Source organism: Pokkaliibacter sp. MBI-7, assembly GCF_029846635.1.
Taxonomy (GTDB): domain Bacteria; phylum Pseudomonadota; class Gammaproteobacteria; order Pseudomonadales; family Balneatricaceae; genus Pokkaliibacter.
Map to the genome: position 1 here is coordinate 3,342,501 of NZ_JARVTG010000001.1, position 15,543 is coordinate 3,358,043.

Below are 15,543 nucleotides of genomic sequence, written 5' to 3' on the forward strand. Positions count from 1 at the left end.
CCGCCATAGTGGGTGATAGCCCCGTACACGAAAGTGCATTATAGATGAAATCGAGTAAGGCGGGACACGTGGTATCCTGTCTGAACATGGGGGGACCATCCTCCAAGGCTAAATACTCCTGACTGACCGATAGCGAACTAGTACCGTGAGGGAAAGGCGAAAAGAACCCCGGAGAGGGGAGTGAAATAGACCCTGAAACCGTGCACGTACAAGCAGTGGGAGCCCCTTCGTGGGGTGACTGCGTACCTTTTGTATAATGGGTCAGCGACTTACTATCAGTGGCAAGCTTAACCGAATAGGGGAGGCGTAGGGAAACCGAGTCTTAATAGGGCGTCAAGTCGCTGGTAGTAGACCCGAAACCGGGCGATCTATCCATGGGCAGGTTGAAGGTTAGGTAACACTGACTGGAGGACCGAACCGACTACCGTTGAAAAGTTAGCGGATGACCTGTGGATCGGAGTGAAAGGCTAATCAAGCTCGGAGATAGCTGGTTCTCCCCGAAAGCTATTTAGGTAGCGCCTCGGACGAATACCACTGGGGGTAGAGCACTGTTTCGGCTAGGGGGTCATCCCGACTTACCAACCCGATGCAAACTCCGAATACCAGTGAGTACTATCCGGGAGACACACGGCGGGTGCTAACGTCCGTCGTGAAGAGGGAAACAACCCAGACCGCCAGCTAAGGTCCCCAAGTCCTGGTTAAGTGGGAAACGATGTGGGAAGGCTCAGACAGCTAGGAGGTTGGCTTAGAAGCAGCCACCCTTTAAAGAAAGCGTAATAGCTCACTAGTCGAGTCGGCCTGCGCGGAAGATATAACGGGGCTCAAACCAGGCACCGAAGCTGCGGATTCCTCATTGAGGAGTGGTAGGGGAGCGTTCTGTAAGTCTGCGAAGGTGTGCTGTAAGGCATGCTGGAGATATCAGAAGTGCGAATGCTGACATAAGTAACGATAAAGGAGGTGAAAAGCCTCCTCGCCGGAAGATCAAGGGTTCCTGTCCAACGTTAATCGAGGCAGGGTGAGTCGGCTCCTAAGGCGAGGCCGAAAGGCGTAGTCGATGGGAAACAGGTTAATATTCCTGTACCGCTGTTTACTGCGATGGGGGGACGGAGAAGGCTAGGCCAGCACGGTGATGGTTATCCGTGTTTAAGGTTGTAGGCAGGACGTGTAGGCAAATCCGCACGGCCAATGCTGAGGACTGATGACGAGCTCGCATGAGCGAAGTGGTTGATGCCATGCTTCCAAGAAAAGCCTCTAAGCTTCAGGTAAACAGGACCGTACCCCAAACCGACACAGGTGATCAGGTAGAGAATACCAAGGCGCTTGAGAGAACTCGGGTGAAGGAACTAGGCAAAATGGCACCGTAACTTCGGGAGAAGGTGCGCTGCCGGTGGTGAAGGACTCGCTCCGTAAGCTGCTGGCAGTCGAAGATACCAGGCCGCTGCAACTGTTTATTAAAAACACAGCACTCTGCAAACACGAAAGTGGACGTATAGGGTGTGACGCCTGCCCGGTGCCGGAAGGTTAATTGATGGGGTTAGCGCAAGCGAAGCTCTTGATCGAAGCCCCGGTAAACGGCGGCCGTAACTATAACGGTCCTAAGGTAGCGAAATTCCTTGTCGGGTAAGTTCCGACCTGCACGAATGGCGTAATGATGGCGGCACTGTCTCCACCCGAGACTCAGTGAAATTGAACTCGCTGTGAAGATGCAGCGTATCCGCGGCTAGACGGAAAGACCCCGTGAACCTTTACTGTAGCTTCACACTGGACTTTGATGTTGTTTGTGTAGGATAGGTGGGAGGCTTAGAAGCAGAGACGCCAGTTTCTGTGGAGCCAACCTTGAAATACCACCCTGACACCATTGAGGTTCTAACTCAGGCCCGTGATCCGGGTCGAGGACAGTGTGTGGTGGGCAGTTTGACTGGGGCGGTCTCCTCCCAAAGAGTAACGGAGGAGCGCGAAGGTACCCTCAGGCTGGTCGGAAATCAGCCAATGAGTGCAAGCGTAGAAGGGTGCTTAACTGCGAGACGGACAGGTCGAGCAGGTACGAAAGTAGGTGCTAGTGATCCGGTGGTTCTGAATGGAAGGGCCATCGCTCAACGGATAAAAGGTACTCCGGGGATAACAGGCTGATACCGCCCAAGAGTTCACATCGACGGCGGTGTTTGGCACCTCGATGTCGGCTCATCACATCCTGGGGCTGAAGCCGGTCCCAAGGGTATGGCTGTTCGCCATTTAAAGTGGTACGCGAGCTGGGTTTAGAACGTCGTGAGACAGTTCGGTCCCTATCTGCCGTGGACGTTGGAGATTTGAGAGGAGCTGTTCCTAGTACGAGAGGACCGGAATGGACGAACCGCTGGTGTTCGGGTTGTGATGCCAATCGCATTGCCCGGTAGCTATGTTCGGACGGGATAACCGCTGAAAGCATCTAAGCGGGAAGCCCCCCTCAAGATGAGATCTCCCTGGATCTTGAATCCTCTGAAGGGCCCTTGAAGACCACAAGGTTGATAGGTGGGGTGTGTAAGTGCTGTGAGGCATTGAGCTAACCCATACTAATTGCCCGTGCGGCTTGGCCATATAAGCTAAGAGACTTGGTTAAGCACTGGATAGACGAAGAGATTTTGTGATCGTCGCAAGCGCATGAAGATGCGAATAATCAAATTAGAGCCACCCTTATTTGAGTAAACCGGCGGCTGTGAGCGAGCGAAGAGTGAGCGAGCAGAGGAAGTAAGTCCGAGAGACTCAGCCAGAATTGCCTGGCGACCATAGCGACGTGGAACCACCTGATTCCATCCCGAACTCAGAAGTGAAACGCGTCAGCGCCGATGGTAGTGTGGGGTTTCCCCATGTGAGAGTAGGTCATCGCCAGGCATTGAAATACAGCAACCCCTGATCGGTAACGGTCAGGGGTTTTGCTTTTGGGGGTTTTGATTAGTTTAATGGCCTTACCTCTACGACGTATCTCTTCCTGATATAAATCCAAGTTATGTTGCATTGACCAATATTTATTGGTTCCGACTAGCAATAACCTTATAAAGTGCTTTTCAATTCGCCAATACGTGTATAGAACATGCATGTGTATGGACTACTTCATAGCTAATCACGACAAGTCTGGCCTAACTAATACAATGACTCTGTGCTTTATGCTGGTTGGGCACTCTGCAGGAATAATTCAAAAAAGAACAGGGGATATACGTCCATGAAAAAGGCACTGTTTAAGGCCGTTTTGGCTTCTGCGTTAGTATTCGGTGCGACGAATGCCACTGCTCAACAGTTCATCACTATTGGGACAGGCGGGGTGACAGGAGTTTATTACCCCACCGGAGGTGCTATCTGTAAGCTGGTGAACAAGGATCGCAAAGACCATGGTATTCGCTGTTCGGTTGAGAGTACTGGAGGGTCGGTCTACAACATCAATACCATTCGTGCAGGTGAGCTTGATTTTGGCGTAGCCCAGTCTGACGTTCAATACAATGCTTATGAAGGCAAAGATCAGTTTGCTGAGCAGGGCCCCTTCAAAGAGCTTCGCGCCGTATTTTCATTGCACCCAGAGGCACTGACAGTGGTCGCACGTGCGGACGCCAAAATCAGAACATTCGATGATATCAAAGGCAAGCGTGTCAACGTTGGCAATCCCGGTTCGGGCTCAAGAGATACCTTTGAGGTCTTGATGAAGGCCAAAGGCATGAGCATGGACGACCTAGCGTTGGCGGCTGAGTTAAAGCCCGCAGAACAAGCTCAAGCGCTTTGTGATAACAAAGTTGATGCGATTGTTTACGTTGTTGGGCATCCAAATGGTTCTATCAAAGAAGCGACAACTGCGTGCGATACCAATCTGGTCGATATCTCTGGACCCGTAGTAGATAAGTTGATCGCTGATCATCCGTATTATCGAGCTGCGGTTATTCCGGCCAGTATGTACCGAGGGGCTGATCATGACATTCACACCTTTGGTGTCGCGGCGACGTTGGTTAGCTCAACCAATACATCTGATGATGTCGTATACACCTTGACTAAAGCAGTATTTGAAAACTTTGATGATTTCAAACGACTGCATCCTGCCTTTGCTAATCTGACCAAAGAAGAGATGGTAAAAAGCGGCCTATCTGCGCCTCTGCATGAAGGAGCTGCCAAGTACTACAAGGAAGCAGGGTTGATTAAATAAGCTGCTGGTTAGCGGCTTCTTTATGGATCGTAGGGCGGTGGGCCGTCGTGCCAGCGACGTTAGATGGGCTGACATTACGCAAGGTGCTCCATCCAGTGATGCATTACATTCAGGTGTATAGTGTAAATAAAACTTACGTTTATTTGATGTTGTTGACGTATTACGGTTTAAAATCCACGCCTGCTAACACAATCAATTCAGACAAAAACTTGATGATTGGTTAAAAAGTAGGCGATACTTAACGGGTTTTCAGAGTAAGAGGAGGATACTGATGGATCTCGGCTCAGTGAGTGGCTCATCATATAGCTCCGTTAGTTACGGGGACTCTCTTGGCATCAAGGCTGTTCAGATGGCTAATCAGCAGCAAGAGCTGGTAGGTCAGCAGGTGCTTCAGCTGATTGATGAGAGTTCAGTAGGCAGCGGTCAACAGCCTGCCAAGCCCGATCCAAGTGGTCGTCTTGGTTTGAATGTGGATGTAACCGTGTAGTTGCTATCTTGAGTTCAAAAAGCCAGCCGGTATTTCGATACCCGCTGGCTTTTTTATTTCTGCTAGCCGTACGCCTTGAGCCAGAACACGGACGCCTGTATAAGGACAGGCTAGAATAATGCCCCGAATGTAGCAGACAGAGCCTCAACACTATGGCAGAACTCAAGAATGATCGCTTTCTTCGTGCGCTGATGCGTCAGCCTGTGGATTGCACACCCGTATGGATGATGCGTCAGGCCGGGCGCTACTTGCCTGAGTATCGTGCCAGCCGTAGTCAGGCTGGTGACTTCCTGAGTTTGTGCAAGAACCCTGATTTTGCCTGCGAAGTGACACTTCAGCCGCTTGAGCGCTTTCCGCTGGATGCTGCCATTCTGTTCTCTGATATTTTAACGATCCCCGATGCAATGGGCCTGGGGTTGTATTTTGAGACGGGTGAAGGTCCCCGATTCCGCAAAGTCATTCGTAGCGAAGCCGATATTGCCGCATTGCCTGTTCCTGATGCCCGGGCCGATCTGGGTTATGTCATGGACTGTGTTAGCACCATTCGTGCGGCGCTGAATGGCCGAGTGCCATTGATCGGTTTTTCTGGCAGCCCCTGGACTCTGGCTACCTATATGGTCGAGGGTGGATCGAGCAAGGACTTCCGCCATATCAAAGCCATGATGTACGACACACCGGAATTGATGCACGCATTGCTTGATAAGCTCGCGCAGTCAGTAACCAGTTACCTGAATGAACAGATCCGAAGTGGTGCCCAGGTGGTACAAATCTTCGATACCTGGGGAGGCAATCTCAGCGATCGTGCTTATCGGGAGTTCTCTCTGGCATATATGGACAAAATTGTGCAGGGCCTGATTCGGGAGCATGAAGGTCGGACTGTGCCAGTTATTCTGTTTACCAAGGGGGGCGGGCAGTGGCTTGAGCTGATGGCGGCGACGGGTGCTGATGCACTTGGCATCGACTGGACTACTGATATTGGTAATGCACGTCAGCGTGTAGGCCAGCGCGTCGCATTACAAGGCAATATGGACCCTTGTGTGCTGTATGCCAACCCTCAGCGGATTCGCGAAGAAGTTGCGACTATTCTGCAGTCCTTTGGCCATCATCCTGGTCATGTCTTTAATCTGGGACACGGGATTCACCAGTTCGTTGAACCAGAGCATGCCCGTGTGTTTGTGGAGGCCGTGCACGAGTTGAGTGCGGCTTACCATCAGTAATGTCAGGCAGTAAACCCGAGTAAGGAGAAGTCATGGATACCGGACTGACCGGCAAGCAGGCACTGGTCTGCGGCGCCAGCAAGGGCCTGGGGCGAGCATGTGCAGAAGCCCTGGCTGCAGAGGGTGTGCACCTGACGCTGGTGGCGCGCTCTGCCGCACCTCTTGCTGAAGCAGCATCGATGTTACGTCAGCGTTATGGGGTGGACGTACATGAGGTGGCGGTGGATATTACTACGCCTGCAGGCATTGATGCTGCGCTGGCAGCCTGTCCGGCACCGGATATTCTGGTGACCAATGCCGGTGGCCCTCCGCCAGGTAATTTCCGCGACTGGAGTCGAGAAGACTGGCACAAGGCAGTGGATGCGAACATGTTGACCCCCATTGAGCTGATCAAAGGAGTGGTGGATGGCATGATCTCCCGTCGTTTTGGCCGCATCGTCAATATTACGTCTGGTGCTGTTAAGGCCCCTATTGCGGTTCTGGGTCTGTCCAATGGTGCGCGTTCGGGTTTGACCGGTTTTGTCGCCGGTTTGGCGCGAGATGTGATTCAGCACAACGTTACTGTTAACAACCTGCTGCCGGGTCCGTTTGAGACTGACCGTCTGGTCCAGGTTTTTGTCGGTGAGGCTAAACGCCAGGGCATCAGCCCGGAACAGGCGAGGGAAAAGCGTTTGACCAGCCATCCGGCCAGACGCTTTGGTGAGCCAGCAGAGTTCGGTGCGGCATGCGCTTTCCTATGCAGTGTCCAGGCAGGCTACATCACCGGACAGAACCTGCTGATGGATGGGGGGGCTTACCCCGGTACGTTCTAACCTGACATTTTCAACTGAGCCCGCATACAGTGGGCTTTGTACTTTTCGCCCTCTGTACTCCAAGGAACACCATGGCCAAGCAAAAACTCGCCTATGTCTGTAATGAATGCGGTGAAGACTTCAGCAAATGGCAGGGGCAGTGCAGTAACTGTGGTAACTGGAACACTCTTTCAGAAGTACGCCTGGGTAGCGGTAAGCGCAGCACTAATAGCGCTGGGGGGTATGCTGGAGCTGCAGGGCAGCAGGCGCAGATTCTGGATCTGTCAGCGGTTGAGCTGAGCGAGACGCCACGCTTTTCTTCCGGTATCGGTGAGTTTGACCGTGTACTGGGGGGAGGTATGGTTCCCGGCTCTGCCATTCTGATTGGCGGCCACCCCGGTGCAGGTAAAAGTACCCTGTTGCTGCAGACCATGTGTCAGCTGGCACAACGTATGCCCGCACTCTATGTCAGTGGTGAAGAGTCACTGCAACAGATTGCGATGCGTGCGCAGCGGCTGAGTCTGCCTATGCAAGGGCTGAAGATGCTGGCTGAGACCAGCGTCGAACGCATTCTGGAAATGGCCACGCAATTGCAGCCCAAATTACTGGTAGTCGATTCGATTCAGGTAGTGCACACCGAGCTGATTGACTCTGCCCCCGGTGGTGTCAGCCAGGTCAGGGAGAGTGCTGCCATTCTGACACGTTTTGCCAAGCAGACAGGGACAGTACTGATGCTGGTCGGACATGTGACCAAGGACGGTACTCTTGCTGGCCCCAAAGTGCTGGAGCACATGATTGATGCATCGCTCCTGCTGGAGGGGAGTCATGACAGTCGCTTCCGGACTTTACGTGGTATCAAGAACCGTTTTGGCGCGGTTAACGAACTGGGGGTCTTTGCCATGCTGGAACAAGGCTTGAAGGAAATTAAAAACCCCAGTTCGATCTTCCTGCAGCGCACTGAGCACGCTGTACCCGGCAGTCTGGTGATGGTGGTATGGGAAGGGACGCGCCCCTTGCTGGTCGAAATCCAGGCACTCGTGGATGAGAGCCATCTGTCAGCGCCGCGTCGAGTGGCTGTTGGTCTGGAGCAAAACCGACTGGCGATGCTGTTGGCGGTGTTACATCGCCACGGCGGGCTGCATTGTGGTGATCAGGACGTCTTCGTCAATGTCGTCGGCGGGGTCAGGGTAGCTGAAACCAGTGCTGACCTTGCCTTGCTGCTGGCGATCGTATCCTCCTTCCGGGATCAGCCCTTGCCTCAGGATCTGGTGGTATTTGGTGAGGTAGGTCTGTCAGGAGAAATTCGTCCTGTTCCCAGTGGTCAGGAGCGGATACGCGAGGCGGCCAAACACGGCTTCAAACGGGCCATCGTGCCTGCCGCCAATGTGCCCAAGGGCGGAGTAGAGGGTATGGAGCTGGTGCCAGTGAAGTTCCTCAATGAGGCACTGGCCGCACTTTAATCTTTTTGAAGTGCTACTGCTGCTTTTCCAGCAGCTGCACCAGCTCGCGTTCGACCAGTGTGGTGTCGCCAAGATTCAGCTCCAGCATGCGCCGCAGGTGGGCGAGGCTTTCAACGTCGATTGCACGTACTTCACAACCGAGCAGGCCTTCTTCCGCATGCACAATGGTAACCGGCATCTGGATGGTTACCTCTTCTGACAGCGCCAGATCGACCCGGGCTGCTTCGCCGATCAGCGGTTCCATCTGCTCGGGTTGCATCAGCAATACGCCATGCAGGGAAACATCCAGCACGGTTACGGTGTAACGGTCTTTCGAGGTGGTCAGGTCTGCCTGCATTTCCAGTGGCAGGCGGGTAAAGCGACGCCGGTTGATCTTGTTATCCATGGCTCGATTCTCTTGGCTGGTCGAATGGTCTGCAGAAATTAAGTGTAGGTGCTCCGTGCAAAAAAAAGCCAGCCGTAATGGCTGGCTTGGCTTATCAACGTTGGCAGATCAGGCCAGACGTTTGTATTTGATGCGTTCTGGCTGGTGATCCTTGCCATAGCGCTTCTTATAGTCTGCAGCGTATTCGGTGTAGTTGCCTTCAAAGAAGACCACCTGCGAGTTACCTTCGTAGGCCAGCATATGCGTGCAGATACGGTCGAGGAACCAGCGATCGTGGGAGATCACCACCGCACTGCCGGGGAACACCAGCAGTGCCTCTTCCAACGCACGCAGGGTTTCCACGTCCAGATCGTTGGTCGGTTCGTCGAGCATCAGTACGTTGCCGCCTTCTTTGAGCAGTTTGGCCAGATGCAGACGGTTGCGCTCACCCCCGGACAGATCCTTGACCATTTTCTGCTGATCGGAACCTTTGAAGTTGAAACGGCCCAGATAGGCGCGGGAGGGGGTCTGGTAGGTGCCTACGGTGATGATGTCGGCGCCGCCTGACAGTTCTTCCCACACCGACTTGCTGCCATCCAGTTCACGCATCTGGTCGACATAAGCCAGCTGCACGGTGGAACCGATATCGATGCTGCCGCCATCTGGCTGTTCCTGACCGGCAATCATACGGAACAGCGTCGATTTACCGGCACCGTTACCCCCGATAACCCCGACAATGGCACCTGCAGGAATGGCCAGGTTGAGGTTCTCGAACAGTACGCGGTCGTTGTAGCTCTTGGTGACATTGTTGATCTCAATGACCTTGTCGCCCAGACGCGGGCCTGGCGGAATGTAGATCTCCTGGGTTTCGTTGCGGTTCTGGAACTCTTTCGAACTCAGCTCATCGAAGCGCTGCAGACGTGCTTTCTGCTTGGCTTGACGGCCTTTGGCGCCAGCACGTACCCATTCCAGTTCGGATTTGATGGCACGGTCATGGGCGGCCTGCTGCTTGGCTTCAACCTCCAGACGTTTTTCCTTGGCTTCCAGCCAGCCTGAGTAGTTGCCTTCATAGGGAATGCCGTGACCACGGTCCAGCTCCAGAATCCAGCCAGCGACGTTGTCGAGGAAGTAACGGTCGTGGGTAATGGCCACGACGGTGCCGGGATACTCGTGCAGGAAGCGCTCCAGCCAGGCAATGGACTCGGCATCCAGGTGGTTGGTGGGCTCGTCAAGCAGCAGCATGTCGGGGTGGTCGAGCAGCAGACGGCACAATGCAACACGGCGACGCTCGCCACCGGACAGCACCTTCACTTCGGTTTCCCATGCGGGCAGACGCAGGGCTTCGGCCGCGACTTCCAGGGTGCGCTCCAGATTGTGGCCATCTTTGGCCTGAATCAGGTTTTCCAGTTCGGCCTGACGCGCTGCCAGTGCATCGAAGTCAGCATCCGGGTCTGCATAGGCGGCGTAAACCTGATCCAGTGCAGCCAGTGCACCTTTTACATCAGCAACGGACTCCTCAACGATTTCACGTACCGTCTTGGTTTCGTCGAGCTTGGGTTCCTGTGGCAGATATCCGATTTTCAGACCCGGCATTGGACGGGCTTCACCGATGAAATCCGGATCTACACCTGCCATGATGCGTAACAGGGTAGATTTACCCGAACCGTTCAGACCCAGAACACCAATCTTGGCACCGGGAAAGAAGGACAGAGAAATATCCTTGAGAATTTCGCGCTTCGGCGGGACAACCTTGCCCAGCCGGTGCATGGTAAACACGTATTGAGCCATTGGCTTAAACCTGTTGTTAGTCTCAGTTGGCGACAGGTGGCACAGTGGCCGCCCCATCTAAATGCATCGCCGCCGTTGGTGCAGTGACCTCGGGTGGAGAGAGTGAACTAATGGTAAGGATTTGCTGCCAGCTTGGCTACGCTCCTGCGGGGATTGAGCGGAGATTTTGCCAGCCAGCCACAAGCAGTGTGGAAGGGTAAAGGGGTCGTCGGGTGTGGCCGCTATGCAATGGTGAGTACTTCGATATGAAGGTGAATGATGCCGTAAATTGGCATGTTAAACGGACGTTTTTCAGCAAAGAAGAGCCTGACTATGAGGCAAATAACCTACTAAGTCGCAGAATATTCAACTGCTGCAAAGCGGGAATTTGGTTATAATGCCGCGCTTTCCAAGACCCATCACCTGTGCAGACCTGAGGGGACTCTTATGTTCACTAAAGACCAGAACATCGCCGACTTCGATCCAGAAGTGTGGGCGGCGATCGAAGCCGAAGTACAGCGTCAGGAAGACCACATCGAGCTGATCGCTTCTGAAAACTACACTAGTCCACGGGTGATGCAGGCCCAGGGCACGCAACTGACCAACAAGTATGCTGAGGGTTATCCTGGCAAGCGTTACTACGGTGGTTGCGAATACGTTGACGTGGTTGAACAGCTGGCGATTGATCGTGCCAAGGAACTGTTCGGCGCTGATTACGCCAACGTTCAGCCTCACTCAGGTTCACAGGCCAACTCTGCTGTTTATCTGGCGCTGTGCAATGCGGGCGACACCGTATTGGGTATGAGCCTGTCTGACGGTGGCCACCTGACTCACGGTGCCAAGCCTAACTTCTCCGGTAAGGTTTATAACTCTGTCCTGTACGGGCTGAACCCGGAAACCGGCGAGATCGACTACGAACAGGTCGAACGTCTGGCGCTGGAGCATAAGCCAAAGATGATCGTGGCAGGCTTCTCTGCCTACTCTCGTGTGGTTGACTGGGCACGCTTCCGTGAAATCGCTGACAAAGTAGGTGCCTACCTGCTGGTCGATATGGCACACGTAGCCGGTTTGATTGCTACAGGTCTGTATCCTAATCCTGTACCTTTCGCTGACGTTGTCACCACCACTACCCACAAGACGCTGCGTGGTCCTCGCGGTGGTCTGATCCTGGCGCGCGCCAATGCCGACATCGAGAAGAAACTGAACTCCGCGGTATTCCCCGGTGGTCAGGGCGGTCCGCTGATGCATGTTATCGCCGCCAAGGCCGTGTGCTTTAAAGAAGCCATGAGCGATGAGTTCAAGGCATATCAGCAGCTGGTGCTGGAGAACGCCCGTGCCATGGCATCAGTGTTTATCGAGCGTGGTTTTGACGTTGTGTCTGGCGGTACTGATGATCACCTGTTCCTGTTGAGCCTGATCCGTCAGGGTATCACCGGTAAGGATGCCGATGCCGCACTGGGTCGTGCACACATTACCGTCAACAAGAATGCCGTACCTAACGATCCACAGTCGCCGTTTGTCACCTCCGGTTTGCGCATTGGTACTCCAGCGGTCACTACGCGTGGTTTCGGTGTTGCCGAGTGTAAAGAGCTGGCAGGCTGGATCTGTGACATTCTGGACGACATCAATAACGAAGCGGTCATCAGTGCCGTACAGGAAAAAGTCTCTGCCCTGTGCAAGCGTTTCCCTGTATACGCCTGATGCCACGCTGAGTCAGATGCACGAGACGGCCGGATTTTCCGGCCGTTTTTGTTGGGGCTTATGCCAATCTCAGTTACAATGTCGCCCTTCGCTCTTTAAGTAAGGTGTGCGCGTTCATGCACTGTCCATTCTGCCGTGCTCAGGAAACCAAGGTAACGGATTCTCGTCTGGTGGCTGAAGGTGAACAGGTCCGTCGGCGACGGGAGTGTCTGGTCTGTGGTGAACGCTTCACAACTTACGAGCTGGCTGAACTGGTTATGCCTCACATCATCAAGCAGGATGGCAGCCGGCAGCCCTTTGATGAGCCTAAACTCCGAGCCGGTATGCAGCGTGCGCTGGAAAAACGACCGGTGTCCACGGAGGCGGTTGAAGCCGCTATCACTCGAATAAAGCAGCAGCTGCGCGCCACTGGCGAGCGGGAAATGGGTTCCCGCTGGCTGGGCGAGGCGGTGATGAATGAACTGCGCAAGCTGGATCAGGTTGCCTACGTGCGTTTTGCATCGGTATATCGTGACTTCCAGGATATCGAAGAATTCAAGAAAGAAATCGAAATGCTGACCAGCCAGGAGCCGGAACAGAAGGGGGCATCCCTTGACTAGCTGGAGCGCTGCTGATACTGCCTACATGAGTCGCGCCTTGCATCTTGCGGAGCGTGGTCTGTACAGCACCGATCCCAATCCTCGCGTAGGTTGTGTGCTGGTCAAAGATGGTCAGGTGATTGGTGAAGGCTTTCATGAGCGCGCAGGTGAACCTCACGCAGAAGTTTATGCGCTGCGCATGGCCGGTGAGGCAGCCAAGGGGGCAACAGCCTACGTCAGTCTGGAGCCCTGTGCCCATCATGGTCGCACACCACCTTGTGCCGAAGGTCTGGTGAGGGCCGGTGTTGCACGGGTAGTGAGTGCCATGCAGGATCCCAATCCACTGGTCAGTGGTAAGGGACACGGAATACTGGCGTCTCATGGCATTGAGGTCAGTTGGGGGCTGCTGGAAAGCCAGGCACGCACCCTGAACCCCGGCTTTATCAAACGCATGTCGACCGGGTTGCCTTACGTAAGAGTCAAGCTGGCCATGAGTCTCGATGGTCGTACCGCGATGGCTTCCGGTGAAAGTCAGTGGATTACCGGTGCGGCGGCGCGCGCCGATGTGCAGCGCCTGCGTGCACGCAGTTCCGCCGTGGTGAGCGGTATTGATACTGTACTTGCCGACAACGCAGCATTGACGGTCAGGCTGGCAGAAGCCGGGCTGGATGCCGAGACCTGTGCTCGGCGCGGCGAGCGGCAACCGTTGCGGGTAGTGCTGGATAGTCATCAGCGCCTTGCTGCCCACCCAGACTGCCGTTTGTTGCAGAGTGCAGGCGAGGTGGTGCTGGCGCATGGCTCAGCACAGCTGGCGGAAGAGTTGGTGACGAGAGTGCAAAGTCTGAGCTTGCCTCGCTCTTCTACAGGGTTGGATTTGCAGACTTTACTGCGGCAGCTGGCCGCACGTGGTTGCAACGAGGTGCTGGTGGAGGCGGGTGCCACATTGGCGGGTGCTTTTGTCAGCGCTGGGCTGGTGGATGAGCTGGTGATCTATATGGCGCCGGTATTGTTGGGCAGTCTGGCCCGCCCGTTGCTGAATCTGCCGCTGCAGCAGATGCAGGAGAAGCTGCGCCTGACGATTAAGGATATGTGTCAGGTGGGTGAAGACTGGCGTATTACCGCGTTACCACAGGTAGCCGACTAGCTGGAATTGAGCGCTGTACTAGAATGTTTACAGGAATAATTGAAGCGTTAGGAACGGTGCAGCAAATTACCCGTCAAGGCGGGGATCTGCAGCTGAGCATCGCCAGTGACACACTGGATTTCAGTGATGTCCGTCTGGGCGATTCTATCGCCACTCAGGGTGTCTGTCTGACAGTGGTTGCGCTACAGGGGCGGCAGTTTGTTGCGGATGTTTCGCGTGAGACTCTGCAGCATACCACTCTGCCAGAATGGGCCGTCGGTCAGCGTGTCAATCTGGAAAAGGCGTTGTTACCGACTACACGTCTGGGCGGTCATCTGGTCAGCGGTCATGTTGATGCTGTTGGCGTCATCCGTGATGTGCGTCGTGATGCCCGTTCTCTGTGGGTACAGATTGAGTCGCCCGTGATGCTGGCACGTTATCTGGCACGCAAAGGATCTGTCTGTGTTGATGGTGTGAGTCTGACCATCAATGCAGTGGAAGGCCTACTGTTTGAATTGAACATCGTGCCTCATACGGCAGATATGACTACGCTGAGCAGCCTCAGGCAGGGCTCCAGGGTGAACCTTGAAGTGGACGTTCTGGCACGGTATCTGGAGCGCATGCTGAATAGCGCTGCCAGCGAGCCTGAATCAGCGGCAGGTGTGTCAATGTCGGCCTTGCTGCAACATGGATTTATGCGGCGTCGCTGAGTGACGTCCGGTGCCTTGCGATGGCAGGGATAACGCAAGACTTAACAGAGGTTCGCGAATGAGTGTTAACAGTGTTGAGGAGATCATCGAAGATATCCGTCAGGGTAAGATGGTCATTCTGATGGATGATGAGGACCGTGAGAATGAAGGTGATCTGATTCTGGCAGCCGATAAGGTCACTCCAGAGCATATCAACTTCATGGCCAAGTATGCCCGTGGTCTGATTTGCCTGACACTGACGCGTGAACGTTGCGAGTATCTCAAACTGCCATTGATGGTCAGTGCGAACGGCACGCCTTATGCTACCAACTTTACGGTCTCTATTGAGGCGGCAACGGGCGTTACCACCGGTATTTCTGCGGCAGATCGCGCCCGTACCGTACAGGTAGCCGTGAATGCCGAGAGTCGTCCGGAAGACATCGTGCAACCTGGGCATATATTCCCGTTGATGGCACGGCCGGGTGGCGTACTTTCAAGAGCAGGACACACTGAAGCAGGGTGTGATCTGGCCAGACTGGCAGGGCTGACTTCTGCGTCGGTTATTGTCGAGATCATGAATGAAGATGGCAGCATGGCCCGCCGTCCTGATCTGGAAGAGTTCGCTCGAACCCATGATCTCAAGATCGGCACGATCGCTGATCTGATCCACTATCGTACTCTGCATGAGAAGACGATCGAGCAGGTAGCAGAGGCTGAGTTACAAACCGAGTTTGGTGCTTTTAAAGCCGTTACTTTCCTCGATCGTATTCAGGGCAAGTCACATCTGGCCCTAGTGCGCGGTGAAATAAATGCGGCTGAGCCGACGCTGGTGCGTGTGCACATGGCAGAAGTGATGCGCGATATTATCGGTGTGCAGTCACCCGGTAAGTGGACAATGCGCAGCTCGTTGCAGGCTATCGCTGAAGCAGGTTCTGGCGTGGCAGTGCTGCTCGCAGGGCAGCAATGTGAAGACCTGGGGGCAGCGCTGGAAAGTTTTGTCCATCCGAAACGAAGCCGGGTGGCACAGCGTGAGGGCGGCGTGTCTGGGGTGTATCAGACCGTGGGTACCGGATCGCAGATTTTACGGGCATTGGGAGTAGGCAAGATGCGTCTGCTGTCGAGCCCGGTCAAATTTACCGCGATTTCTGGCTTTGACCTGGAAATTGTCGAATATGTTGAAGCTGAAGATTGAGTGTCGGAACGG

The 15,543-nt window shown here is 54.4% G+C and carries 12 protein-coding genes and 2 rRNA genes (1 of these 14 cut by a window edge); 12 read left to right on the forward strand and 2 right to left on the reverse strand.

Annotated elements, in window-relative coordinates; translation table 11 throughout:
* The 7 genes from QCD60_RS14825 to radA all read left to right on the forward strand — a co-directional run.
* A 23S ribosomal RNA gene (locus tag QCD60_RS14825) occupies positions 1 to 2,574 on the forward strand; it begins 304 nt to the left of the window's first position.
* 178 nt (positions 2,575 to 2,752) lie between these two features.
* Positions 2,753 to 2,868, forward strand: a 5S ribosomal RNA gene (gene rrf, locus QCD60_RS14830).
* 328 nt (positions 2,869 to 3,196) lie between these two features.
* The gene (locus QCD60_RS14835; RefSeq protein WP_279786583.1) at positions 3,197 to 4,162 is read left to right on the forward strand and encodes a TAXI family TRAP transporter solute-binding subunit; all 966 of its coding nucleotides are present in this window, start codon (positions 3,197 to 3,199) and stop codon (positions 4,160 to 4,162) included.
* A 271-nt stretch (positions 4,163 to 4,433) separates the two neighbouring features.
* Entirely contained in the window at positions 4,434 to 4,649 is a 216-nt protein-coding gene (locus QCD60_RS14840) for a hypothetical protein (protein ID WP_104154409.1), read from the forward strand.
* A gap of 152 nt (positions 4,650 to 4,801) precedes the next feature.
* A complete protein-coding gene (gene hemE / locus QCD60_RS14845) occupies positions 4,802 to 5,866 on the forward strand; it encodes a uroporphyrinogen decarboxylase (RefSeq protein ID WP_279786588.1) in 1,065 nt (354 codons plus the stop codon).
* 32 nt (positions 5,867 to 5,898) lie between these two features.
* Positions 5,899 to 6,678 carry an SDR family oxidoreductase gene (locus tag QCD60_RS14850; RefSeq protein WP_110185658.1) on the forward strand — a complete coding sequence of 260 codons (780 nt, stop codon included), beginning with the start codon at positions 5,899 to 5,901 and terminating at the stop codon, positions 6,676 to 6,678.
* 71 nt (positions 6,679 to 6,749) lie between these two features.
* The gene (gene radA / locus QCD60_RS14855) at positions 6,750 to 8,117 is read left to right on the forward strand and encodes a DNA repair protein RadA (protein ID WP_279786591.1); all 1,368 of its coding nucleotides are present in this window, start codon (positions 6,750 to 6,752) and stop codon (positions 8,115 to 8,117) included.
* A 13-nt stretch (positions 8,118 to 8,130) separates the two neighbouring features.
* Here radA and QCD60_RS14860 read toward each other — a convergent pair whose 3' ends face one another.
* Positions 8,131 to 8,502, reverse strand: a complete 372-nt coding sequence (locus tag QCD60_RS14860) for a PilZ domain-containing protein (RefSeq protein WP_104154405.1) — start codon at positions 8,500 to 8,502, stop codon at positions 8,131 to 8,133.
* Positions 8,503 to 8,610: 108 nt separating this feature from the next.
* Positions 8,611 to 10,269: an energy-dependent translational throttle protein EttA gene (gene ettA / locus QCD60_RS14865; RefSeq protein WP_279786595.1), complete on the reverse strand. Its 1,659-nt coding sequence runs from the start codon at positions 10,267 to 10,269 to the stop codon at positions 8,611 to 8,613.
* A gap of 426 nt (positions 10,270 to 10,695) precedes the next feature.
* On the opposite strand from ettA, the gene glyA reads away from it, so the two are divergent.
* The 5 genes from glyA to ribBA all read left to right on the forward strand — a co-directional run bounded on the left by glyA (position 10,696) and on the right by ribBA (position 15,531).
* Positions 10,696 to 11,949, forward strand: coding sequence for a serine hydroxymethyltransferase (glyA, locus tag QCD60_RS14870; RefSeq protein ID WP_279786597.1), 1,254 nt, complete (start codon positions 10,696 to 10,698; stop codon positions 11,947 to 11,949).
* A gap of 116 nt (positions 11,950 to 12,065) precedes the next feature.
* Positions 12,066 to 12,548, forward strand: a complete 483-nt coding sequence (nrdR, locus tag QCD60_RS14875) for a transcriptional regulator NrdR (RefSeq protein ID WP_104154402.1) — start codon at positions 12,066 to 12,068, stop codon at positions 12,546 to 12,548.
* Entirely contained in the window at positions 12,541 to 13,671 is a 1,131-nt protein-coding gene (gene ribD, locus QCD60_RS14880) for a bifunctional diaminohydroxyphosphoribosylaminopyrimidine deaminase/5-amino-6-(5-phosphoribosylamino)uracil reductase RibD (RefSeq protein WP_279786600.1), read from the forward strand. Before nrdR ends, ribD begins: the two co-directional genes overlap by 8 nt.
* 23 nt (positions 13,672 to 13,694) lie before the next feature.
* Positions 13,695 to 14,360, forward strand: a complete 666-nt coding sequence (locus tag QCD60_RS14885; RefSeq protein WP_279786602.1) for a riboflavin synthase — start codon at positions 13,695 to 13,697, stop codon at positions 14,358 to 14,360.
* A gap of 58 nt (positions 14,361 to 14,418) precedes the next feature.
* Positions 14,419 to 15,531: a bifunctional 3,4-dihydroxy-2-butanone-4-phosphate synthase/GTP cyclohydrolase II gene (gene ribBA, locus QCD60_RS14890; RefSeq protein WP_279786604.1), complete on the forward strand. Its 1,113-nt coding sequence runs from the start codon at positions 14,419 to 14,421 to the stop codon at positions 15,529 to 15,531.
* Positions 15,532 to 15,543: the final 12 nt, after the last annotated feature.

Coding starts and splice junctions, on each gene's coding strand:
- ettA (WP_279786595.1), bottom strand. CDS start 10,269: ATGGCTCAATACGTGTTTACCATGCACCGGCTGGGCAAGGTTGTCCCG.
- nrdR (WP_104154402.1), top strand. CDS start 12,066: ATGCACTGTCCATTCTGCCGTGCTCAGGAAACCAAGGTAACGGATTCT.
- QCD60_RS14840 (WP_104154409.1), top strand. CDS start 4,434: ATGGATCTCGGCTCAGTGAGTGGCTCATCATATAGCTCCGTTAGTTAC.
- QCD60_RS14835 (WP_279786583.1), top strand. CDS start 3,197: ATGAAAAAGGCACTGTTTAAGGCCGTTTTGGCTTCTGCGTTAGTATTC.
- radA (WP_279786591.1), top strand. CDS start 6,750: ATGGCCAAGCAAAAACTCGCCTATGTCTGTAATGAATGCGGTGAAGAC.
- ribBA (WP_279786604.1), top strand. CDS start 14,419: ATGAGTGTTAACAGTGTTGAGGAGATCATCGAAGATATCCGTCAGGGT.
- glyA (WP_279786597.1), top strand. CDS start 10,696: ATGTTCACTAAAGACCAGAACATCGCCGACTTCGATCCAGAAGTGTGG.
- QCD60_RS14850 (WP_110185658.1), top strand. CDS start 5,899: ATGGATACCGGACTGACCGGCAAGCAGGCACTGGTCTGCGGCGCCAGC.
- QCD60_RS14885 (WP_279786602.1), top strand. CDS start 13,695: ATGTTTACAGGAATAATTGAAGCGTTAGGAACGGTGCAGCAAATTACC.
- hemE (WP_279786588.1), top strand. CDS start 4,802: ATGGCAGAACTCAAGAATGATCGCTTTCTTCGTGCGCTGATGCGTCAG.
- QCD60_RS14860 (WP_104154405.1), bottom strand. CDS start 8,502: ATGGATAACAAGATCAACCGGCGTCGCTTTACCCGCCTGCCACTGGAA.